22 protein-coding genes are annotated in these 21,383 nt (G+C 56.9%); 11 read left to right on the top strand and 11 right to left on the bottom strand.

Going from position 1 to position 21,383, the window contains the following annotated elements; genetic code table 11:
- Positions 1-235: 235 nt before the first annotated feature.
- Positions 236-637, top strand: a complete 402-nt coding sequence (locus EDC30_RS04625) for a hypothetical protein (RefSeq protein WP_165973730.1) — start codon at positions 236-238, stop codon at positions 635-637.
- A 66-nt stretch (positions 638-703) separates the two neighbouring features.
- Here EDC30_RS04625 and EDC30_RS04620 read toward each other — a convergent pair whose 3' ends face one another.
- From EDC30_RS04620 to EDC30_RS04610, 3 genes are all read right to left on the bottom strand, one after another.
- Entirely contained in the window at positions 704-1,582 is an 879-nt protein-coding gene (locus tag EDC30_RS04620; protein ID WP_132257617.1) for a PEP-CTERM sorting domain-containing protein, read from the bottom strand.
- Positions 1,583-1,878: 296 nt separating this feature from the next.
- Positions 1,879-2,712, bottom strand: a complete 834-nt coding sequence (locus tag EDC30_RS04615; RefSeq protein ID WP_132257616.1) for a GNAT family N-acetyltransferase — start codon at positions 2,710-2,712, stop codon at positions 1,879-1,881.
- A gap of 21 nt (positions 2,713-2,733) precedes the next feature.
- Positions 2,734-3,918, bottom strand: a complete 1,185-nt coding sequence (locus EDC30_RS04610) for an MFS transporter (RefSeq protein WP_132257615.1) — start codon at positions 3,916-3,918, stop codon at positions 2,734-2,736.
- 87 nt (positions 3,919-4,005) lie between these two features.
- Here EDC30_RS04610 and EDC30_RS04605 point away from each other — a divergent pair, with 87 nt between their 5' ends.
- On the top strand, positions 4,006-4,911 hold the full coding sequence (locus tag EDC30_RS04605) for a LysR family transcriptional regulator (protein ID WP_132257614.1): 906 nt from the start codon (positions 4,006-4,008) through the stop codon (positions 4,909-4,911).
- A 12-nt stretch (positions 4,912-4,923) separates the two neighbouring features.
- On the opposite strand, the gene EDC30_RS04600 is transcribed toward EDC30_RS04605, so the two are convergent.
- The 6 genes from EDC30_RS04600 to EDC30_RS19430 form a co-directional block, all read right to left on the bottom strand.
- Positions 4,924-6,048, bottom strand: a complete 1,125-nt coding sequence (locus tag EDC30_RS04600; RefSeq protein ID WP_132257613.1) for an ABC transporter permease — start codon at positions 6,046-6,048, stop codon at positions 4,924-4,926.
- Positions 6,045-6,989, bottom strand: a complete 945-nt coding sequence (locus EDC30_RS04595; RefSeq protein WP_132257612.1) for an ABC transporter ATP-binding protein — start codon at positions 6,987-6,989, stop codon at positions 6,045-6,047. Before EDC30_RS04595 ends, EDC30_RS04600 begins: the two co-directional genes overlap by 4 nt.
- Positions 6,986-7,990: an HlyD family secretion protein gene (locus tag EDC30_RS04590; RefSeq protein ID WP_132257611.1), complete on the bottom strand. Its 1,005-nt coding sequence runs from the start codon at positions 7,988-7,990 to the stop codon at positions 6,986-6,988. The genes EDC30_RS04595 and EDC30_RS04590 overlap by 4 nt, the downstream gene beginning before the upstream one ends.
- A 126-nt stretch (positions 7,991-8,116) precedes the next feature.
- A complete protein-coding gene (locus EDC30_RS04585; RefSeq protein WP_243656647.1) occupies positions 8,117-9,142 on the bottom strand; it encodes an extracellular catalytic domain type 1 short-chain-length polyhydroxyalkanoate depolymerase in 1,026 nt (341 codons plus the stop codon).
- Between the two features lie 320 nt (positions 9,143-9,462).
- Positions 9,463-10,134, bottom strand: a complete 672-nt coding sequence (locus EDC30_RS04580) for a dienelactone hydrolase family protein (protein WP_341539860.1) — start codon at positions 10,132-10,134, stop codon at positions 9,463-9,465.
- A 112-nt stretch (positions 10,135-10,246) separates the two neighbouring features.
- The gene (locus EDC30_RS19430) at positions 10,247-10,423 is read right to left on the bottom strand and encodes a hypothetical protein (RefSeq protein WP_165973729.1); all 177 of its coding nucleotides are present in this window, start codon (positions 10,421-10,423) and stop codon (positions 10,247-10,249) included.
- A 226-nt stretch (positions 10,424-10,649) separates the two neighbouring features.
- Here EDC30_RS19430 and EDC30_RS04575 point away from each other — a divergent pair, with 226 nt between their 5' ends.
- Complete coding sequence (locus EDC30_RS04575) at positions 10,650-11,039, top strand: hemerythrin domain-containing protein (RefSeq protein WP_132257610.1); 390 nt, start codon at positions 10,650-10,652, stop codon at positions 11,037-11,039.
- Positions 11,040-11,211: 172 nt separating this feature from the next.
- A complete protein-coding gene (locus EDC30_RS04570) occupies positions 11,212-11,709 on the top strand; it encodes a hypothetical protein (RefSeq protein ID WP_132257609.1) in 498 nt (165 codons plus the stop codon).
- Positions 11,710-11,940: 231 nt separating this feature from the next.
- On the opposite strand, the gene EDC30_RS04565 is transcribed toward EDC30_RS04570, so the two are convergent.
- Positions 11,941-12,285, bottom strand: a complete 345-nt coding sequence (locus tag EDC30_RS04565) for a hypothetical protein (protein WP_132257608.1) — start codon at positions 12,283-12,285, stop codon at positions 11,941-11,943.
- 324 nt (positions 12,286-12,609) lie between these two features.
- On the opposite strand from EDC30_RS04565, the gene EDC30_RS04560 reads away from it, so the two are divergent.
- Entirely contained in the window at positions 12,610-13,695 is a 1,086-nt protein-coding gene (locus EDC30_RS04560) for an AI-2E family transporter (protein WP_132257607.1), read from the top strand.
- 32 nt (positions 13,696-13,727) lie between these two features.
- Here EDC30_RS04560 and EDC30_RS19425 read toward each other — a convergent pair whose 3' ends face one another.
- Complete coding sequence (locus tag EDC30_RS19425) at positions 13,728-14,183, bottom strand: DUF3617 domain-containing protein (protein WP_279389746.1); 456 nt, start codon at positions 14,181-14,183, stop codon at positions 13,728-13,730.
- Positions 14,184-14,457: 274 nt separating this feature from the next.
- Between EDC30_RS19425 and EDC30_RS04550 the strand changes: the two genes are divergently transcribed.
- From EDC30_RS04550 to EDC30_RS04525, 6 genes are all read left to right on the top strand, one after another.
- A complete protein-coding gene (locus EDC30_RS04550; RefSeq protein ID WP_132257605.1) occupies positions 14,458-15,435 on the top strand; it encodes a GGDEF domain-containing protein in 978 nt (325 codons plus the stop codon).
- 115 nt (positions 15,436-15,550) lie between these two features.
- Positions 15,551-15,919 (top strand): SirB2 family protein, encoded by a 369-nt coding sequence (locus EDC30_RS04545; protein ID WP_132257604.1) that lies wholly within the window; start codon positions 15,551-15,553, stop codon positions 15,917-15,919.
- 35 nt (positions 15,920-15,954) lie between these two features.
- Positions 15,955-16,236, top strand: coding sequence for a hypothetical protein (locus EDC30_RS04540; RefSeq protein WP_132257603.1), 282 nt, complete (start codon positions 15,955-15,957; stop codon positions 16,234-16,236).
- A 74-nt stretch (positions 16,237-16,310) separates the two neighbouring features.
- Complete coding sequence (locus EDC30_RS04535; protein WP_132257602.1) at positions 16,311-16,523, top strand: RNA-binding S4 domain-containing protein; 213 nt, start codon at positions 16,311-16,313, stop codon at positions 16,521-16,523.
- Between the two features lie 20 nt (positions 16,524-16,543).
- Positions 16,544-17,404: a KPN_02809 family neutral zinc metallopeptidase gene (gene ypfJ / locus EDC30_RS04530; protein ID WP_132257601.1), complete on the top strand. Its 861-nt coding sequence runs from the start codon at positions 16,544-16,546 to the stop codon at positions 17,402-17,404.
- A 209-nt stretch (positions 17,405-17,613) separates the two neighbouring features.
- Complete coding sequence (locus tag EDC30_RS04525; RefSeq protein WP_165973727.1) at positions 17,614-21,168, top strand: EAL domain-containing protein; 3,555 nt, start codon at positions 17,614-17,616, stop codon at positions 21,166-21,168.
- The last annotated feature ends 215 nt before the right edge of the window (positions 21,169-21,383 follow it).

The following is a 21,383-nucleotide window of genomic DNA, read 5'->3' as shown; positions in this document are numbered from 1 at the left end:
GGCATTAAACGCTCTGGGGAACATTCTCTTCTGCACAGGCCCGGACAATTTGAATTTGGTCAAAATTTGGCACAAATTGCCGGGCAACTTATCAGCCCAGTTTTTTGGCCATACCAAGGGAATTAGAAAACCGCGCGGGGAACCGAAGAACTGTCAGGACGTGCTTGCCTGGCAATTACTGCGGTTTGCAGATACCATAGCTTCGTCCATATATCAGTAGAACCCAGGGGACTCGATGCGATTATCTTCGCCAATCCAATGCTTGATAGCTGCGCTTGTTCTGGGCGTCGCTTCATCACCCGCCAAAGCCGCCAGCGAAGACGACGCCCAGTTGGCGCGCCGTTACCTTCGCTGTGCAGCCTTTTATGTATCCGGTTCGAATGAGGTCACCAAACCCGAGTTGAAACAGCAGCTGCAGCATTTAGCCAACATCAGCTTGTACAGCGCCGAAGTGCTGTTGGATAAGGACCGTCCCAGAGTGAAGAATGAATTCGCTGCCGCGCGTGAGAAATTGCTCGCCGAATCCCGCAGCGACGAGGTGAAGGCCGATCCGCGCGGCTTCATGCGATATATGGGCGACCATTGCGCCGAACTACGAAAGAACCATCCCGTGCCGTTGCCCGGCAAAGGTTCCTGAGCAAGCGGCAGATAGGTAACATCCTATACTGCCGCACGCGCAATGCCTCTTCAGAGGGTATTTCGTTTACTTTGCTGCGCGGCGACGGCGCGCCAGTCCGAGCATGCCCAGACCGAACAGTGCCAGGGTCGCAGGCTCCGGCACCTGGGACAGATCGGCATGCACGCTCAACAAATCGTTATTGCATGACGGCGCCCAGAAAAAATCCAGCGACGTGGCGTCGTTGAACATGCTTAAGTCAAACGATAATTCAATCACTGCATGCTGGTTGGTGAGCGAATCACGGGTATAGATGTAATCGGCGGTGCCAAGATTGACGGAGTTAACGCCTGTGGTGAACTGTACGCTATCTGTTTCGCCCGCGATGGGGCTGGCGATCCAGTTCACGTTCGACCAGATGCTGCCTGCCGTTTGAGCCGGAGCGGCATTGGCGACCGATACGGTAAAACCGTTGGAATTCAGGGTATAAGTCGTCCCGGTTGCGCCTTCCGTGATGGCGCCTTGCTTGATGCTGGCGTTGCCGCTGCCGCCACCGACTTCGATGCCATATACCTTGTTATTGTTATCGACGATCCGGATATCGCCCGGGCTGTAATACTGCAAGCCATTATCCGGACGCTGGCCCGTCGCGATAGTCAGGAACACCTTCCCGGCTTGATAAGCAACGGCCATGAATTCGACGTCATAATTTTGGCCGCCATAATGCGGGCCCAGGAAGATATCGTTGTTGATGTCGTTCTGGTCTTCGATGGCATATCCCAGCAGCTTGGCGCCGGCTGGTGCCGTCACCGTCGCGAACTGGCTCGCGGGAGTCGACGATGCCGAATCTTTCAGCACGACATTCCAGTCCGCTAGCGAACCATCGACAGCCAGAGGGGCGGCTTGGGCACTGGACGCCATTGCAAGGGCGGCTAAGGCAGAGATCAAAAGCAATTTGTTGAACATGTTATTTCCTCGGAGATATTAGTTGCGCTTTGTTAAGCACAAACCAGGCCAGGAAAATAGCAGTTCACAATTGCAGACATTAACAAAAACGCTCGTGAAAGTTGTCTCTATAAGCGTTTGAATTTAAATAAAAATTTATGTAGAAATCTTCGGAAAAACAAGACCGGAAGAATTGCGAGAGGCAATAGTTAAATAGTTCACACTTATTAACTATTGCCGCCAAGAATTAATTCGACACTGTAAAAATTATCGACATACAATTTCTTTAATCAGCCTAGTCCGATGATGCTGCCAACTCAAGTTTGAGTAGCGCCAGGCAACCCGAAATGAGGCCGTTCGTAAGCGCAGGCAAATCCCGCACGCATGAGATTCTCACATGAGGCATTGAAGCTGGCTGTCTCGGCAACAAAGTAGCGAACTCCGAGTTCCAGCCCGTCCGCAATGCGTCGTGCGATGAGAGACTGTTGCACGCCACGCCGGCGATATTCAGGCAAGGTCGAGCCGATACCAAGCCATGCCACATCGCCATCGATATACATGGCGGCTGCTCCTGCTGCCTGTCCATCGCTATATGCCAGATAATGGCGCCAGCGCGGAAATCCGACTGTCGCTGCCATCCAGTGCGCGATGATGGGTGGCCGCTCGAAACCGCGTGCGGATACCTCGCCGAACAGCGTCTTGTCTTCCATTGTGACCAGCCGCGTTTCGCCTGGATTGTCCGGCGGCGGTGTATTGCCGCGCACGAGCTTGACCGAATATCCACGCAAAGCCAGGCTCGCTTCTGCCAGCCACCGCTCTAGCTCTACCGGCTTGGCATACGGGCTGATCTGCAAGGCGAAATTGCGCATGCCGGTTTTCTTGAAGCGGGCAGCCAGCATCTGAATCTGTTCCCGGGTACAAGGCGCAGCCAGGCCGAGGGCGACGGCGCGGTTGCCCAGGGGAGCATCGGCCGCCAGGCAATGCGAAACGACGACATCGCCCAGGCGCTCGACCGAGAGCTGCACGACTTTCGCCGCGTCTTGCGGCACTGCGCGGCACAATTCTTCCCATGAGTCAGCATCGACCTGTTCCAATGCCACGCGCAGCTTCACATCCTGCAGCATCGCGTCCAATCCTTTTTCGTCGGTCATATCCTCGCCACTCCAGTCAATTTACAGTGCCGCGGGTACCGGCACCAATTTCGTTCTTGCGACCAGTCTTGCGACAAGCAGCATGCCCGCATAAGCCAGCACCAGGCTGACAAACATGGTGGTGTAGCCAAAGCGGGAAATGAGCGCACCCAAGGCGATCGGACTGAGGCGGAATCCCACCTCGAACGCCGCCACCAGCCAGCCTGCCACCCTGCCCCGCGCTTCCGCCGGCACATGGTCGAATGCCATCGCACTCAGCGCCGGATACAGCCAGCCATAACTCAGACCGAATATCATTCCCAGGAACATGGCATGCTGCTGGGTGTGCATCCATGGCACCAGCAGCATGGTCAACATCAGCAGCAAGTGGCAAACGCCCAGCACCCATGGCCGCAGCAGCACGGCGGCAAAATGCCCGCCCGCCAGACGGACCAGCGCAACCAGCAGCAATGCCGGAGTGAGAAACCAGGCAGCGGCAAACGGCTGCGTGACCGCGCCACTCTGGTTCAGATGGTCAATGAATGCAGGCAGAAATTGCGAGAGCCCCGCGAACGCCATGCCGACTGCCGCGATCGTCCACACCTCTGCCGGCCATTGCGCTGACTTGCTGCCGGCTTGGGTTTGTGTGCTGTGTTCGTTTGCAGGCTTGGTGGACCAACAGGCGCCAAGCACGACCACGATGAGTCCGATCCCCGCGCTCCCCAGCCAGAATGCGTTATTCCCCTTCAGGTAGGCATATTCACCGATGACGCTGCCAATCGCATTTCCGATCTGGATGACGACTGCCATCCAGCCAATCACTTTGGCACGCTGCAGCGGATGATCGGCCACGAATGCCGCCTGGGCGAACAAGGTTCCGAATATCATCGCGTGGCCGACCGCAAAGAGCATGCGCAATGCCAGCATGCCTGCGCCGACATGCTCGACCCAGATCATCATCGCGTTACTTAGCGCCGCCAGCAAGGCGCCCACCACCAATGGCCAGCGACCGCCACGCTGGCGGTTCCAGTTGCCGACCACGCCGGCCAGGCACAGCACCGGGATCAGGCCCAGCGCCAATATCCAGCCGATTTCCTGCGCGCTGCCGCCAAGCCGCAGAATAATGCGCGGGAATTGCATCAGAAAAGCGCCTGAACAAAAGTAGAAACCAGCTATCGCTAACAGATGCACTACCCGCAAACGCGGCAAAGGAGGAAGTTCAGACATTCATGCACTCCGGATTTTTGATGTCAAAAGCATAATCCGCGTTATGATATTTGGCGATAAACAAAAACCATTAACTGATATAAGAAAATGGATATCGACAAGCTGGATTTGAACCTGCTGCGGGTATTCGATGCGGTGTATCGCGAACGTAGCCTGTCGCGCGCGGCGCGCCGCCTTGGCTTGAGCCAGCCGGGCATCAGTCAGGCGCTGAACCGGCTGCGGCAGAATACCGGCGACCCGCTGTTCGTGCGCCAGACCCACGGCGTGACTGCGACCGCTTACAGCGATGCCATTGCCCAGCCTATCCAGCGCGCCCTGGAAGGGTTGCAGACCGCACTGCAGGTACAAACAGCCCAGGATATCCGGCATACCGATCGCCGCTTGCGCATCGCGATGAGCGATTACAGCGAGAGCCTGATCCTGGCGCCCCTGATCCGCGTTGTCGATGAACAGGCACCCAGGCTACGGATACGCGTGGTGCCGGATGACCGCCTCAACCTGCACACAGCGCTCAATGACGGCGAATTGGACTTGGTGATCGGCGCGATTCCGCCATTGAACGAACAATTCCGGCATCAGGATTTGTGTACCGAAGAATTCGTCTGTATCGCACGCCGAGGCCACCCGACGATCCAGGGGCAATTAAGCCTGCAGCAGTACAAGGAGGCGCGCCACGTTGGCCTGGCCGTGCGTGCGGCACACGCCTCCTGGATCGACCAGGCATGCCAGCCGCATGGATTCCGGCGGCAGATCCATGTCGTCGTGCCCAGCTTCCTGGCGCTGCCTTTCATCATCGATGCGACGGATTGCATCGCCACGATGCCACGCCGCCTGCTCAGATTGATTCCGCCTCATCTGGGATTGCAGGTGCTTGCTTCGCCCATCGCCTTGCCGACACCGACCATTCGCCAATATTGGCCGGAACGTAATCATCAGGATACGGTTTGCCGTTGGGTCCGCGAACAGGTCCACAAGATTTGCCAGACGATGTAATTGCCGGGCCAGTCAATCGAGCGTCTGCCGGTAGCGCGCCAGCGCCACCCCGCCTGCTGTCAGCATGAACAAGGCAATCGGCCACAGCTCCGGCAGGATGTCTGCCAGCTCGTTCCCCTTCAGTAGAATGCCGCGCACGATGCGCAGGAAGTGCGTGAGCGGCAGGATTTCACCGATGATCTGCGCCCACTCTGGCATGCCGCGGAATGGAAACATGAAGCCGGATAGCAGCATCGATGGCAAAAAGAAGAAGAACGTGAGCTGCATCGCCTGCAACTGGCTGGCGGCGATCGTGGAAAAAGTGAAGCCCACCGCCAGGTTGGCCGCCATGAAGAGTACCAGCGCCACCGATAGCAACGCCAGGCTGCCGAGCATGGGCACGTCGAACAACAGGCGCGCTGCAATGAGTACCACGCCGACCTGCACATAACCGATCAGGATATAAGGCGCGATCTTGCCGATCATGACTTCGAGCGGCCGCACCGGCGTAGCCAGAAGATTTTCCATGGTACCGCGCTCGCGCTCGCGTGTCATCGCCAACCCGGTCATCATCACCATGGTCATGGTCAGGATCACGCCGATCAAGCCTGGCACGATGTTGTAGCGTGACAGGCCTTCAGGGTTGTATCGCCGCTGCACGCGGATCTCGTAAGGCAGCTCGCCCGGGCGCAAGTAGGCCAGCGCCCCGCCCAGGTCTAGCGCTAGCGCCTGCCGGGATATGGCATTGAGTGCGGCGAGCGCATTGCCGCCGGCGGCGGGATCAGTCGCATCGGCTGCCAGCAAAATCTGCGGCCGTTCGCCACGCAACAGACGCCTTGAAAAATCCGGAGGAATCACCAGCACAAATTGCACTTCGCCGCGCTCCAGCAATCGATTCGCTTCGCTTTCACTCGCCGCATGACGGGTAAGGCGAAAGTAGCCGGAAGTCTCAAGACCGGCCATCAGGCTGCGGCTGAACTCGCTATGGTCCGCTGCCACCACCGCCATTGGCAGATGTTTGGGATCGGTATTGATGGCATAGCCAAACAGCACCAGCTGGATGATCGGCACGCCGACCATCATGGCGAATGTCAGATGATCGCGCCGGATCTGGCGAAACTCCTTGACCAGAACAGCAAGCAGGCGTGCCCAGCTCATGGCGATGCTCCGGTGCGCTGGCCGCCGTCGTTGCGCATCAAGGCGATGAACACATCTTCCAGGCTGGCATTCACGCGATGCACGGCAATGTCGTGGCCACGAAAAGTCGCCAGCGCCTCATCCAGCTGTGCAGCCGATGCCGCGCTCACGTGCAGCACATTGCCGAAAAATGCCACGCTGCGCACGGCAGGATGGCTGCGCAGCAGGCGTGCCAGCGGCGCGAGGCCGGCGCCGCTGATTTCACAGGTCGCCAGATGGGCGTCATCGATCAATTGCTGCGGCGTGCCCTGCGCCAGCAAACGTCCGCTGGATATATAAGCCAGCTCGTTGCAGCGCTCGGCTTCATCCATGTAATGCGTGGATACCAGCACGGTCAAGCCTTCAGCTGCCAAATCATGCAACTGGTCCCAGAATTCGCGCCGTGCCTGCGGGTCGACGCCGGCGGTCGGCTCATCCAGCAAGAGCAGCTTCGGTTCATGCAATAGGCAGGCCGCCAGCGCAAGACGTTGTTTCCAGCCGCCCGACAAGGCGCCCGCCAATTGCGTGCGCCGCTGCGCGAGCCCCATCTTTTCCAGCAACTCGGCGATCCGACGCGTCCGCTCTGGAACCTCGTACACGCGGGCGATGAAATCCAGGTTTTCCTCGATGCTCAGATCAAGATACAGGCCAAAGCTTTGCGTCATATAGCCGACTGCGCGCTTGATCAGGCGGGATTGCCTGCGGATGTCGTAGCCGAGGCATTGCCCCTCTCCCTCATCCGGTGTCAGCAAGCCGCACAGCATGCGGATCGTCGTGGTCTTGCCGCTGCCATTTGGCCCAAGGAACCCAAAGATGCGCCCCCTGGCGACGCGCATATCGATGCGGTCGACTACGATGCGGCTGCCATAGCGCTTGGTCAGGCCGCACACTTCGATCACTGTCTCACTGGTTGCCGCAGTCATGGCCCAAATCTTTCTACAGTTCCAAGTCGCACTTCCAGCGGTTGTCCAGGATGCAGGCGCGCCGCATCCTTTGATGCTGGCCGGGCCTCGATCAGGAATACCAGCGTGGCGCGATTTTCCTTGCTGTAAATAAGCGGAGAAGTGTATTGCGCCTCGCGAGCGATGAAGCTCAACTTTGCCGCAATCGGCGCACCGCAACCATCGCAGCGCAGATTGACTTCCTGCCCCAAAAACAGCTTGCCCACCATAGTTTCCGGCACAAAGAAGCGCGCCTTGAGATATTGCGGCGCCAGCAGGCTGACGACCGGGCTTCCAACCGGCACCAGTTCGCCTTCCCGGTAAAGCACATCGGCGACTTCGGCATCGACCGGGATACGCTGCGTCTTTTGTTCCAGTCGCCAGTTGACCTGGGCCAGTTGCGCTTGCGCCGCCTGCAACTCTTGCTGGGCTGCCGCAATCTCATCGCTGCGCGCCCCCAGTTTGGCGACGCGCAACTGTGCCTGTAACTCGCGCACCCGTGCCGCATCGCGATCGAGCGCGGCTTGCGCTTCATCGATGCGCGAGGGAGAGACGAACCGGGCCGATGCCAACTGTTTTTCTCTCGCCAGGCTGGCTGCCGACAAGGCTTGCGCTGCCCGTGCCTGCTCGAGCTGCGCTGCGACTGCGGCGACTTCATCCGGACGCTTGCCTTTGCGGAGGTCATTCAATTGTGCTTCGGCACGCGCGACACGTGACGACGCTTCCCAGACAGCGGCGCGCTCCTCATCCGACTCCAGCATAAAAGCGGGATCGTTACGCGATACCTGCGCGCCACGTTCGACATGCAGCTTGACCAAGGCGCCTCCCACCGGCGCGGCAAGCCTCACATAATCTGCTTCTATATAACCGGGAAAGAAATTGTCGGGCTTGCCGCTGCAGGCAGACAGCAGCAATACCGGCGACAGCGCATGAAAAATTGCGCGCGATAGCCGGGCATTGCTAGACGAGTGGCGAGGCTTCATCTCAGGATGGCATATCAGGCAGAGAGCGTTGCCATTATATGCATTGCCAGGCGAAGCGCCTTGATCAGCCAGCGATGCGAGCTGGCTTTATTAAATTGAATGCGTCAGGAAGGAATAACTGCGTACTTATACAAGTCCAGCTTGTATACGCTCAACTTCAGATACGTCAGGAGCCGGATGGCTCGTGAGCGCTTCTGCCGCGCGATGATGCCTGCGAAAGAATTCCCACATCATCCGGCTGGCGTTCGGGCCACAGCCATCGCTGAAATTAACCGAGGCATCACCGCCACTCCAGGCATGTCCCAACTCGCTGATTTCGCAAACCTGCAAGAGACGTTTTCTACCGAAGTAATACTCGCAATTCTTGTAAGACCGGCCGCTGCGTCGAGTAGCCTGCTTCTCGGTAATCTTGAGTGTCATGTTTTCACGGGCATAGCCCGCCAGATGATGAAGCTCGCGAAATTGCTCAGCCAGATGCGCAAGATTAACCGGATGCACAATACTGTCTTCCCGCCCATGAATCAGGACGGCGGGCATCAGCGGCAACTGCCCCATCTTGCTGGCGGCAGCGCGTACGGCTTGATGCATATCCTGTTCCGCCCCCTGCTGCATCAAGGCATACCCTTCCATAGGCGTTTGCGCAGCGCCGAAAGCCACACCGGAATGCATGCCGACTGCCGCTATCAGTTGTGGATGAGTGAGCGCGACGATATTGGCCATGGCAGCGCCGGCTGAAATACCGGCGATGTAAATCCGGCTGCGATCCAGCGCGTATCGCTCCGCGACTTGATTAATGATCGAGGCGATCGCGGCAGTCTCTGCTTCACCTTCACGCACTTCCGGGTTGTACCAGCGCCAGCAGCGGCCCGCATGGTTTCGCGCAATCTGTTGAGGATAGAGCACGGCGAAGCCTTCCTTGTCGGCTAACCGGTTCATGCCGGTGCTTTGCGCAAATTGCGGCGCCGTCTGTGCGCAACCATGCAGCATGACCACCAGAGGCAAACGCGCCATATCGGCGCGCTGAGGCAGATAAAGCCAATAGTCCATGCCGCCGCCCGAGCGGCCGCTTTCCAGTACCGTGAGCGGATGGTTGAACTTTAACCACTGACCTGCCGGTTGCGAGGCTGTGGCTGACTGCCGGCCTGTCAGCATGGATGTCGCCAGCAGTGGAAGCACCTTACGACGCGTCGAAACGCCTGGAACTGCGGAAGGAAGGGTTGTTGAATTCTTCAGAAGAAGTTTGACAAGTTTTTTATTGTGTTTCTGCTGCGTCTTCATCCAACGCTGCAAGCTCATCCCCCACAGACCCGACAAATTCGTTATCAACATGCACATCCACCTCAGACAAGTCCAAATCATACCGCATGGAAATTGCCTGCAACAGGAAATGCAGAAGTTTCGTGATTACGAGGTTTGGGTTCGTGAAGATTCGGGCAATAAATGCATGATTCTCACAACAGATCGAGCGAAAATTAAGATTTTTTAGCCGGCGCAAGATGCTTTAAAAACCATTCGGTAGCCAGTTGCGCAACATTTTCCAGAGCACCTGCCTCTTCAAACAAATGCGTGGCATCCGGGACAATATGTAATTGGCGTTCGCATTGCATTTGCTCATAGGCCGCCTTGTTAAGTTCAATGACGACATCGTCAAGCCCGCCCACCAGAAGCAGCGTCGGCGCACGAACCTGCCGTAGGATATCGGCCCCTGCCATATCGGCACGTCCACCGCGGCTGACGACAGCGCCCACGATGCCCGGCATGAGCGCAGCAAGGCGCAATGCAGAGGCAGCCCCGGTACTCGCGCCAAACAGGCCGACCGGCAGCGTCGCCAGCGGTGACGGCAACTGCCGTATCCAGGTCAGTGCCAATTCCAGGCGTCTGGTTAATAGGGAGATATCGAAGCGGGTTTCATAATGCCGATCTTCGCCCGGAGTGAGCAAATCCAGCAGTAATGTGCCGAGACCCGCATCGCGCAACACGCTCGCGACATAATTGTTGCGCGGACTTAATCGACTGCTGCCACTACCGTGCGCAAACAGAATCAATCCAGTGACATGAGACGGCAACTCAAGCATGCCTTCGAGGTAAGCCTCATCGGCGGCAATTTTCACCAGTGTTTTTTGCTCTGGCAGCCCCATCGCCATATCCGTCCGCAAGTGGAATATCTATTCGACGGAAATGGACAAAGGATGGTTTCACTTACTTACATAACTTCATCGGCGTTTATTCCGTGTTAAGGAAACGTGACTGTGAAGGTTAATGAGATGAAGGCGTTTCCTTTTGGAAAGCATTTTCGGGTTGTTCCACATTCCTGTTTTGTTTGCGTCTATCAGCCGAATCACGCTGCATTGCACGACGATCAGCAACTCGCCTCTCTATGAACTTGTTCAGATCATAGCTGGCGGCTTCAAAAAGAGTATCAGGGCGGGTCATGACTGTTTCTCCATCTATTACATAACTAAGCTCGCACTACAATTTCATGATTGCAGTAATTCACATCATCGCTTGCCCTGCCGCAGCTGTTTTGACCCGAATCAATACTTCTCTTGTACTGGCAATTACAGTACAGCCTCATATCTATCTTAACTACACTTTCCTCTGAAACACTTTATCAGAGCGGTTTCACCAGGGATTGATGCATTTATACAGGGGTAGCTTTATGCAAGCTTACGGCATTCCATCGGCAGGCGCGCTGGATGAGGCAAAAATCAAACAGCTTTATCCTCAATTATTTTCTGAGCTGGATGCGATGACGGTCGCATCCGACGCACAATTCAGCCTTCGTTATCCGAAATTTGTCGATGAACTCGAGCGCGACTTCGCCAATGAAGAGCAATGGATGGCAGATATGGATGTCCGCGTCGTCCAGGAACACCGGGCCGAGCATGCCCAACTCCTTCGCTTGCTGCACCACGCTCAATCGCGCGTCATGGCTGGCGACTGCAACCTCGGGCGCAAGATTCTTCCCCTCTTGCCGCCATGGTTTGCTTCGCATATTTCGGAAATGGATACCATCTGGGCACAAGCGGCCTGCCGTAAGCAAGCGTAACGACCAATTTCTCTGCTGGTGCAATGGCATCAGCGTCGGGAACAACACGTGGCGTAAAAGGTACTACAATTCTTGCAGGAGTAACCCAACCGGCGATGAAGCAAACGGAATGCTGTGCGTTTGCATACACAATCATTCAGCCAATATCACTACAGATTCTTGCGGTCCGATCGTGTTCAACCATGCCCCTCGCTCTTGGATAGCAGGACTTGTCTTTGCGGCGTTGGCAGGGTGTGGCGGCGTATCGCTTTCGTTTGTGTACTTCGATGACTCATCCGACCACAGCGCGCAAGACCTCTCTTTTCAGGAAATTATCCCGGTCCTCCCCACATCCATCGGCGATCGTCGCCTGGTCGTTGTGCGCGACGTATCAAATTGGGATGCCTTATGGCGAGAACATACTGCTGGACTATCGCCCTCTCCGTCTTTACCGGGCGTTAATTTCTCCCAAAGCATGGTGGCCGGCATATTCCTTGGTCCGCAAATGCCATGCCGCGAAGTGCAGATTACATCTGTCGTGCGCTACTTCAATCCAGACCATATCGACATTACTTTTCGAGAGGCGAATAAATTGTCAGCCACAAGCTGCTCTGCATCGAGCGATAATCCATCGAAGATCATTGTGCTGCCGTATTCCACATTACCGGTAAATTTCATTCAGATTGACTGAATAAAATCATAGTGGCTGGATCGGCTCAGTGGATGGACAGGCATTTGCCAATTAAAACCTCTCCGGACGTATTGAATGGATGATGAGTTCTGATGCAGAACATTATATAAACGCAACATTACCCACTTCATGAGCGGCATTAGTTCACAATGCGCCCTGACGATACAGCAGTGAGCAACGTCGCGTTATTTCCGTAATGCATGAACTGAGCCCATATTACGCCCAGTCGCCTTAGTGATGCATGGATCCGGACTGATGCTGCTGCGGCTGGGCGTTTGCCGTGGTTTCAGCGGGTTTCGGTTTTCCTTGCGCATCGCTCAAACGATATTTCGTGCGGCGGTCCCCCATCAGGTCACGCAGATCACGAATGCTCATGCCGGTGACTTCGTGCATGCGAATGAGCAGGGATGCGCCGATCGGCAAGCGACGATGACGGATCTTGCTGATGACCGGAGGCGCAACCTCAAGCTTGCGTGACAGGGCAGCGTCATTTTTAAGCGACATTTTTTCGAGCAGGAAGTCAAGTAAGTGATTCGGGTTATAGCTTTCCTGCGATGAGAGAGCGTGTTCAGCCATGATTTCCTCTTAAAAATAAATCTGCAGTTGACCTCAATAGCTTTTATGCCATTGTTGATACAACAAGACTTCTTGCGTATTAAAAAGTTCCTCGAATAATTCTCGTTAAACTTCTTAAACGTATCTAATTGTGCAGTGCGCCACATTGATTACAAGCAAATGCTTAGCGCAAACACCCATGCGGCCCCGGCAATTTGTAGCAATGCACAAACAAATGAATAAAAAACAATGAAGAAATCGCAGGATTGCACCAAATCATTCATTCTTGCTTGCCAGCTTGACAGGCATCCTGCACAGTTACAGTTTTGCCTCTAAAACGTAGCCATGCAGAAAAATGAGAGGTTGATTGAACGCCTGGTCGCTGTCGCCGCCATGGTTGCCTTGGTCGGTGGCTGTCTCTACATCCTGGCGCCATTTTTTGCCCCGCTGTTGTGGGCTGCCATCATCAGCTTTTGTACCTGGCCGATCTACATGCGTCTCGTTGCCCTGTTCCGTGGCCAGCGCATCGTCCCGGCTGCAGTCATGGTGGTGCTGGCTCTCTTATGCGGCGTGGGGCCGCTAGCTGTGGCCATGTTCGGACTGGCGCAGCAAGCCGATGAAGTACGAGCTATCGCTACCAAGCTGATTGAGCGCGGCGTGCCGCCTTTGCCTGATTGGGTCGCCAGCCTGCCTTTGGTTGGGGCACGTATCCAGGAAATCTGGAATGACCTGCTGCAAGGCGGAGCAGGAATCGCCGAATTCGTGCGCAACCGGCTGGCGGCGCCGCTGGGTCAATGGCTGTTGACCCTGGGGGCGGCTACCGGCGCCGGTCTTTTGCAACTGGTGTTGAGCATCATATTTTCTTTTTTCTTCTATATCGGCGGCCATGTGGCCGTGGAATGGCTGATGGGCGGCATACAACGCATCGCCGGCGAGCGCGGGCCTCACCTTCTGCAACTGGCAGGCGGCACGGTAAAGGGAGTGGTCTACGGCATCCTTGGCACGGCGCTGGTGCAGGCGGTGCTTGCCGGTCTCGGATACTGGCTGGCTGGCGTGCCTGGCGCGGCGATCTGGATTCTTGCGACCTTTTTCCTGTCCGTGATCCCGATGGGGCCGGGAATCATCTGGGTGCCGGCAGCCATCTGGCTCTACACGCAGGATGCGCTCGGCTGGGCCATCTTCCTCGTACTGTGGAATGCGCTCATAGTCGGCAGCGTGGACAATGTCATCAAGCCGCTCATGATCAGCAAGGGCGGCGGCTTGCCGTTTATCGTAGTGTTGCTGGGTGTGCTGGGCGGCGCCATCGCCTTTGGCTTTTTGGGGGTCTTTATCGGCCCAACCATGCTGGCAGTCGGCTACTCGGTGCTGCATGACTGGACCGTCGGCGCGCCACGCCCCGTGCATGATCATGAAACGGCGGAGACAAACTGAGTTGCAGCTTGCGGAATGGCGCGCTTTCCGGCTTATTTGGCGGGCTTCATTTCCGCCACGGGCTTGACGCTGCCGCAATCGGCGGCCAGCCACTTGCCGCTGTTTTCCGAGTGCTGCGTCACCGGCTGGCCGTAGGCCGTACCCTTGAAATCGTACACCGAGGTGAAGCTGGTATCGCCGGCGAAGCTGCCGTTGACCTTGCCCATTCCTTTCATGCCGGCGCCGTCGCAAACGATGTCGCTGCTATAGGTATTGCCGCTGCGCTGAAAATTCCTGGGCTGGCAGCCGGCTTCGTTACGCTCGATCGGTGGCTGATCACGTGCCGCCATTTCTTTGGTGATGCAGACCTTGGTCACCATGGCGCCATCCTCCATTTTCGGAACGTTGACACCCATCTTGCGCATTTGCTCCATCTGTTGCGGCGACATTTTCGGTATGGCTTTGAAAGCATCCGATTTCATCGACATTTCCCACAGCCCCGGCCTCATCTGTCCTGTGGCCCACGCCCCTTGAACTGAGGCGGCGCAGCAAATCAATATCGAAACGGCGGTCTTGCGCATGACTACATCCTTTATTGGTAATTGAAGTGGCAGAGCTGTCGTGCAGGTGGTTGGCATAAGCATAATAACTGCATTCGGATACAACACTTGTCGCTTTTTGATTGCCGGCCCCATTGCGCACCGATGCAGTGTTGGCATAATGCCATTTTGGCTGCCCTCCCGGATTTACAGCGCATTTTTCTTCAGCCCCTAAGGAAACAGATTGGAACTGTTAAGCACCTTCGCCGACTCCGGCTACATGATCGGTGAGCTCCAACTGTTTCAGGATGTCGCTGACTCTTCACTGGCGCGCTTACTGGCAGGTTGCCCGGTGCTGCGGGTCACGGCTGGGGAAACCGTCCTGGACACCAGCAGCTCCGGTGCGCGCCTGTTCATCCTGCTTCGCGGCGCGCTCCGTGCCAGCCATCCTGACATGCAGGGCGGCCTGGCCGACGGCACCAGCGTACAGCTTCTGCCGGGCGAGTGCGTAGGAGAATTAACGGTCCTGGACCAGCAGGCGCAACCAGCCACGATCCATGCGCTCCAGGATTCCGACGTGCTGGCAATCGAGGCCGCGTTACTGTGGCAAATCATCGACCAATCCAATGGCGTCGCCCGCAATCTTCTGCGACTGCTCTCGTTTCGCGTGCGTGCCGTGAATGCTCAATTGCGCCGGCGGCACCGTGTCGGCGAGTTCTATCGCCAGCTATCCGAGGTGGATGGCCTCACCGGCATGCAGAACCGGACCTGGCTGGAGCAGAATATGCCGTCGCTGCTCGAGCAAGCCCGCATGACGGGCCACCCCTTGTCAGTCATCCTGCTGGATATCGACCACTTCAAGAAATTCAATGACGAGTATGGACATCAGGCTGGCGACGACGTCTTGCGCCTGGCCGCGAAAGTGGTCACCGATACGCTGCGTCCCAGCGATTTCGGCGTACGCTATGGCGGCGAAGAGTTGCTGGTGATTTTGCCGAACACGCACAGCAAGGCCGGCGCCGGCGTCGCGCAGCGCTTGTGCGAAAGTTTGCGTGGCACGGTGTTTTTCTCCGACATGCACAAGCCCCTGCCACACATCACGGCGTCGTTCGGCGTGGCCAGCCTGGCCCCCGGGCAGGATGCGCAAGCGCTAATCGCCAGCGCCGATACGGCCCTCTATCGAGCCAAACACGCCGGGCGCAATCAGGTCATTCTGGCGTAACAATCCGTTCTGCGCAGCACCATTGCTGCCAGTAAATGTAGCTTTCAAAACATTCACGCTACAATGGCATCTCCAAAACAACAAACACCAGGCGGCGCTCCAGCCGCATTCGCCCATGAGCTATCTCGCCGTTAAACATTTGCATGTCACCTGCGCCCTGCTGAGCGGCATGTTGTTTCTTCTGCGCGGCATCTGGATGCTGCAAGATTCGAGTTTATTGCAGCGCAAATGGGTAAAAATCGTGCCGCACGTGATCGATACGGCACTGCTGGGCAGCGCGCTGGTCATGGTGTTTTGGAGCGGCCAGTATCCTTTCGTGCAGAACTGGCTTACCGCGAAAGTCCTGGTACTTATTGCGTATATCGTGCTCGGCACCATTGCGCTGAAACGCGGTAAAACCAAGCAAGTCCGTATCGCCGCTTTCCTGGCTGCCCTGGCGGTCTTTGCCTATATTCTCAAGGTAGCGCTGACGCGCCAGCCTTGATAATTCATTTCTTTCAACCCAAAGGTTCCCGTCTTATGCCTTACGAGGCTTCACTGCAAACGCTACATGAATCGTTAGAGGCACTACGCCAGCGGCAAATCAGTATTGCGGCATTCTGTACGCAATGGCGCGCCGCCACTCCCATGCTGAGCGCTTTACCGCCTCGCTATGCGCAAGTGCTGGAGGATTTGCTTGGTCGCCTGGAAGCTGGCAGTCTTTTCACAGAAGAAAGCTGCTCGTTCAGCCAAGAAGATTTGCATGCGCATTTGGCAACTTGGCTCGATAAAGCGCGTCAAACCTTACAGAACGGTCAATAGCTTGACGAGAGACAGCGTGGCAGTGCTGCGCTGCCTTGCTTTGATTCGCCAAACCTATCAGCATTGAGAACACTATGCAGGAAATTCATTTCGCCCTGAAAGGCGACTATATCGAGCTGAACCAGTTGCTGAAACTGGCTGGCTTGTGTGACAGCGGCGGCGCCGGCAAGATGCTGGTCGCTTCCGGCGCAGTCAAGGTCGACGGCCAGAGCGAGAGCCGGAAAACCTGCAAGATCCATGGCGGCCAGATAGTCCAGGTGGACGACGTGCGCATTCTGGTGGACTAAGACAATCGCGGGAGACATCGATGAGATGGGAAGGCAACCGGGAAAGCGATAACGTGGAAGACCGCCGCGGCGGCGGAGGCGGCTTTGGCTTTGGCGGCCGCTCCATCGGCCTTGGCACGATCGTTATAGCGCTTGTCGCTTCCTTCCTGTTCGGCGTCAATCCGCTCACCGTCATCGACATGATGAGCGGCGGACAAGTGGCGCCGGTCCAGCAGACGCAGAACGGCACGCCTGCCAATGACACCGAAACGCGCTTCGTGCGGACCGTGCTGGCCGACACGGAAGACACCTGGACGGAATTGTTCCGTGCCGAAGGCGCCCGCTATGCGCCCCCGACCCTGGTCTTGTTTGCCGGCCGCACACCGACCGCCTGCGGCACCGGCCAGTCTGCCACCGGGCCGTTTTATTGCCCTGCCGACCAAAAGGTTTACCTGGACCTCAGCTTTTTCCAGTTGATGCGCGATCGCTTCCGGGTCGATAGCGAATTTGCCCAGGCTTACGTCATTGCGCATGAAGTCGGCCATCATATCCAGCACCTGACCGGCGTGGATGAAAAAGCGCAGCAGGCGCGCAGCCGCATGTCCCAAGCGCAGGCCAATGCCCTGTCGGTGCGCGTCGAACTGCAGGCCGACTGCTATGCCGGCGTCTGGGCTCACCATGCCAACCAGGCGCGCGGCATCATCGAGCAAGGCGATGTGGAAGGAGCGCTGCGCGCAGCCACGGCAATCGGCGACGATGCGCTGCAACGGCAGTCACAGGGACATGTCGTGCCCGATTCCTTCACCCATGGCACTTCGGCGCAGCGCAGCCGCTGGTTCAGCCGCGGCTTGCAAAGCGGCCGGCTGGAGGATTGCAACACCTTTGCCGCGCGCCAGCTGTAACACCAGACACGCAAAATCGGCAAGACCTTTCTTGCCGTTGTCTCCATTCTGCCAATACCAGGCAGACATGATCTATTTCAAGAATCGTTTGGTTATAATCGTTCAATAGCTTGAGATAACGCAATAAGTTTCCATATACCAACAATAGGATGGGTATGGTGAACAAATAATAATGAAGGCGCATGCTGGCGCCCTTTAGCGGTAGACCAATGAATCCAGCCTCTGAGACGATTAACGATCCGCTGCGCCTGGCGCTCAACAGCGGTGGTCATGTGGTATTCGACTGGAACATTGCGGCAAACCTTTTGCAGTTCGACAGCAGACTTCCTCCCTGTTTTGCGCACATCCCACTTCAGGCGACAACGCACGCTTCTGCCTTCCATGCCTTGATTCACGAAGATGACCTGGCGCTCGTTAAGGAACAGTGGACCATCCTCCTGCATGGCAAAGCGACGCAGCCCACGGCAAGCGTGCAAATGGACTTGCGCCTCCGGGATAATGAAATCGGCTGGCGATGGGTCAATTTGTCCGGACAAGTAGCGGAACGTGACGCGCTGGGTCAGGCCATGCGCGCAGTTGGCGTGTTAACCGACATCACCGCCCATAAAATCCACGAAGACCATATCGGCAGGCTGCGTAACCTGTATGCCGCCCTCAGGCAAACCAATCACGCGATCCTTCACGCGAATACCCGCCAGGATTTGTTCAATGCCATTTGCCGCATCGCCGTCGAGCATGGCGGCTTTCAGATGGCGATGATCCGCCTGGTTGACGAGGAAGCGCACGAACTCGTGCCGGTGGCGGGGCACGGCACGCAATTCCCTCAGGAGCCGATGGCCCGCATTTCCACTGATCCGGATTCACTGGAGGGCCAGGGGCCGGGCGGCATCTCGATCCGCGAACAGCGCCCCAGCATTTGCAACGACTTTCTCGCCATGGGTTTTCATCCGGACTGGATCACCATGGCAAACAATGTCGGGTTCCGCTCGGTTGGCAGCTTCCCCTTCCGCCAGAATGGCGAGGTCATCGGCGCGTTGCTGCTGTACGCTGAAGAGCGGGAGTTTTTCGATCAGGAACTCATAGAGCTGCTGGAAGAAATGGCGAATGAAATTTCCTTCGCCCTGGATAATTTCGAACAGCAGCTCAAACGCGCACAAGTCGAGGCAGCGCTTGCGGATAGCGAAAACCTCAAAAATGCCATTCTCCAGGCCTCGCTCGATTGCATCATTTCATTCGACGATCAGGGCTACATTATCGATTTCAATCCGGCAGCGGAACGCACCTTTGGTCATACCCGCACCGATGTCATTGGCCAGCCACTCGCCGAGCGCCTGCTGACGCCAACCTCGCATGAACTATTTCAGCAAGGGATGGCTGATCTGCTCAATAACAGCGACAGCCCCTTTCAAAAGCGCCGTATCGAATTGTGGGCCATGGATGCAAAAGGCATGCACTTCCCGGTCGAAGTGGCCGTGGCGCCAATCACGCTCGGCGAGCGGCAGGTGTTTACCGCTTACATGCGCGACATTTCGGAATGGAAGCAAAGCCAGGCCATTCTCGCCGATAGCGAAGCGCGGTACCGGCAACTGATCGATTTATCGCCGGAAGCGATTTTCGTGCACCAGCACGGCAAGTTCGTCTTGCTGAACCAGGCATGCGTGCAATTGTTCGGCGCGCGCGATGCCAGCGAATTGCTGGGCCAGCGGGTGCGGCCATTCATGCATCCGGATTACAAGGAAATCAGTAAAAAGCGTGCGCTTGCCCTGCCGATGGGCGAACTGGCCACCGGCCAAGTCGAGGAAATGTGGCTCAAGATCGATGGCACGCCATTCCACGCCGAAGCTTCCGGTTCCAAGTTCATTTACCTGGGCGCGCCCGCGGTGCAGGTTGTCATGCGCGACATCAGCGCCCGTAAACTCGCCGAGGCACTGCAAAGCACACAGAATGAAATTCTCGGCATGATCGCCGGCGATGAAGCGCTCCCGGATATCCTTGCCACGCTGACCCGCCTGATCGAAGACCAGTCCGAGCGGGCCAAGTGCGCCATCCAGCTATTGAATGCGGAACGCACCCACCTGCACGTAATGGTCGCGCCAGCCCTGCCGCGCGATTTTGTCGATGCCATGACGGGACTGGCGGTTGGCCCTTGCCACTGCTCGGCAGGAACCGCAGTATTCCGCCGCCAGGCTGTGCAGGTCGAGGATATCGCCAATGACCCGTTATGGATCATGTGGCGCGACAAGGCCCTGGCGCAGGGATTCAAGGCTTGCTCGTCGTGGCCGATCTTCGGCAAGAACAACAAGGTAATGGGTGCGCTATCCCTGTATTACCGCGACACGCAAGCGCCCAGCCAGAAGGATTGGCAAGTCGTGGAAATCGCCACGAACCTGGCAGGCATCGCGATCGAAAACAAGGAAACCGAAGACCGCATTCGTTATCTGGCGCATTACGACGAGATGACGGCCTTGCCCAATCGCGCTCTCTTCAACCAGATCCTGAATCACGCCATGAAAGTGGCGCACCGCCGCCAGCAAAAGCTGGCCGTCATGTTTGTCGATCTGGACCGCTTCAAGAACATCAACGACACTTTCGGCCATAGCGCCGGCGACCAGGCGTTGCAGGAATTTGCCGAGCGCATGCGCAGCTGCCTGCGCGAGAACGATACGGTCGCGCGCATGGGCGGCGATGAATTCTATGTCCTGATCGAAGAAGTGGTCGATGGCGAGGTGGCCGCCAATGTCGCGGAAAAAATTCTCGAAGAAGCGGCACGGCCATTCTATGTCGATGGCCAGGAATGCCACTTGTCCGCCAGTATCGGCATCGCGCTGTATCCGGACGATGGCAGCGATGCCATGGCTCTGCTGAAGAACTCCGATATCGCCATGTACCGGGCCAAGGGCGATGGCAAGAATGCCTACCGCTTTTATTCGGCCAGCAAAAACACGCACTCGGTGGAACGCCTGGCGCTGGAATCGCAATTGCGCCGCGCCATCGATAGCCATGAGCTGGAGCTGTATTACCAGCCCAAGGTCGATGTCTATACCGGCCGCATCAACGGTGTCGAAGCCCTGGTGCGCTGGAAGCACCCCGAACTGGGCTTGCTGCCGCCGCAGCATTTCATTCCGCTGGCAGAAGAGACGCGGCTGATCATTCCGCTGTCCAAGCACATCCTGCGACTGGCCTGCGAGGATGCCAAGACGATCAACGCGGCCAGTCCCCATGCGGTGCGCGTGGCAGTCAACCTGTCGGCAAGACAGCTTGGCGACAGCAATTTCCCGGACACGGTGCAGCACTTGCTGGATCAGACCGCACTGGACGCCGATTTGCTGCAACTGGAAATCACGGAAAGCATGGTGATGGACAACCCGGAGCAGGCGGTGGAGATCATGAACCGCTTGCGCGCCATGGGCATTCGCCTGGATATCGACGACTTCGGCACGGGCTATTCTTCGCTGGCTTATCTCAAGCGCTTTCCCGTCTATAGCCTGAAGATCGATCGCTCATTTATCCAGGATATTCCGACCGGTCCCAACGATACCGCGATCACGCAGGCCATTATCGCCATGGCGCATTCCATGGGCATGCGTGTCGTCGCTGAAGGGGTGGAAAAGCGCGAACAGGCGGAAGCCTTGCGCCAGTTCGGTTGCGATGAATACCAAGGCTTTTACTTCAGCCGCCCGGTCCCGCTCGCCAAGCTGCTGGAGCTTCTCTCCAATCAAAAAAACTGGCTGGAAGTCATGCCCTCCAGCCTGAAGTCCAATTGAAATTCAGAACCGGCTGACGCACTTTTTCTCCAGGGCGCCGGCCTGGGCTCTCCTTTTCGTCCCTTTGCGTTTTCCTCAAGCCGGAGCCGCCTTCCTCCTATGCCTTGTTATCGGCAGTCCTTCTTTATGCTCATTGCATGCAGGGATGTGCACTTGCACGAAACTGCTTTGACAATTTGCGTTCTAATCATTTTCTATTTTTGAAATTATGCCTT

This window comes from Paucimonas lemoignei, from assembly GCF_004342585.1.
Lineage (GTDB): Bacteria > Pseudomonadota > Gammaproteobacteria > Burkholderiales > Burkholderiaceae_D > Paucimonas > Paucimonas lemoignei.
The sequence above is the reverse complement of the archived record's forward strand: the minus strand, read 5'-3'. Positions and strand labels throughout refer to the sequence as shown.

Excerpts from the sequence above, each read along its gene's own strand:
- EDC30_RS04595 (WP_132257612.1), bottom strand. The coding sequence starts at position 6,989 with ATGACTGCGGCAACCAGTGAGACAGTGATCGAAGTGTGCGGCCTGACC.
- EDC30_RS04600 (WP_132257613.1), bottom strand. The coding sequence starts at position 6,048 with ATGAGCTGGGCACGCCTGCTTGCTGTTCTGGTCAAGGAGTTTCGCCAG.
- EDC30_RS04585 (WP_243656647.1), bottom strand. The coding sequence starts at position 9,142 with ATGCTGACAGGCCGGCAGTCAGCCACAGCCTCGCAACCGGCAGGTCAG.
- EDC30_RS04545 (WP_132257604.1), top strand. The coding sequence starts at position 15,551 with ATGAGCTATCTCGCCGTTAAACATTTGCATGTCACCTGCGCCCTGCTG.
- EDC30_RS04540 (WP_132257603.1), top strand. The coding sequence starts at position 15,955 with ATGCCTTACGAGGCTTCACTGCAAACGCTACATGAATCGTTAGAGGCA.
- EDC30_RS04575 (WP_132257610.1), top strand. The coding sequence starts at position 10,650 with ATGCAAGCTTACGGCATTCCATCGGCAGGCGCGCTGGATGAGGCAAAA.
- ypfJ (WP_132257601.1), top strand. The coding sequence starts at position 16,544 with ATGAGATGGGAAGGCAACCGGGAAAGCGATAACGTGGAAGACCGCCGC.
- EDC30_RS04535 (WP_132257602.1), top strand. The coding sequence starts at position 16,311 with ATGCAGGAAATTCATTTCGCCCTGAAAGGCGACTATATCGAGCTGAAC.
- EDC30_RS04615 (WP_132257616.1), bottom strand. The coding sequence starts at position 2,712 with ATGACCGACGAAAAAGGATTGGACGCGATGCTGCAGGATGTGAAGCTG.
- EDC30_RS19430 (WP_165973729.1), bottom strand. The coding sequence starts at position 10,423 with ATGACCCGCCCTGATACTCTTTTTGAAGCCGCCAGCTATGATCTGAAC.
- EDC30_RS04590 (WP_132257611.1), bottom strand. The coding sequence starts at position 7,990 with ATGAAGCCTCGCCACTCGTCTAGCAATGCCCGGCTATCGCGCGCAATT.
- EDC30_RS04560 (WP_132257607.1), top strand. The coding sequence starts at position 12,610 with ATGCAGAAAAATGAGAGGTTGATTGAACGCCTGGTCGCTGTCGCCGCC.
- EDC30_RS04525 (WP_165973727.1), top strand. The coding sequence starts at position 17,614 with ATGAATCCAGCCTCTGAGACGATTAACGATCCGCTGCGCCTGGCGCTC.
- EDC30_RS04625 (WP_165973730.1), top strand. The coding sequence starts at position 236 with ATGCGATTATCTTCGCCAATCCAATGCTTGATAGCTGCGCTTGTTCTG.
- EDC30_RS04605 (WP_132257614.1), top strand. The coding sequence starts at position 4,006 with ATGGATATCGACAAGCTGGATTTGAACCTGCTGCGGGTATTCGATGCG.
- EDC30_RS04610 (WP_132257615.1), bottom strand. The coding sequence starts at position 3,918 with ATGTCTGAACTTCCTCCTTTGCCGCGTTTGCGGGTAGTGCATCTGTTA.
- EDC30_RS19425 (WP_279389746.1), bottom strand. The coding sequence starts at position 14,183 with ATGAGGCCGGGGCTGTGGGAAATGTCGATGAAATCGGATGCTTTCAAA.
- EDC30_RS04620 (WP_132257617.1), bottom strand. The coding sequence starts at position 1,582 with ATGTTCAACAAATTGCTTTTGATCTCTGCCTTAGCCGCCCTTGCAATG.
- EDC30_RS04580 (WP_341539860.1), bottom strand. The coding sequence starts at position 10,134 with ATGGCGATGGGGCTGCCAGAGCAAAAAACACTGGTGAAAATTGCCGCC.
- EDC30_RS04565 (WP_132257608.1), bottom strand. The coding sequence starts at position 12,285 with ATGGCTGAACACGCTCTCTCATCGCAGGAAAGCTATAACCCGAATCAC.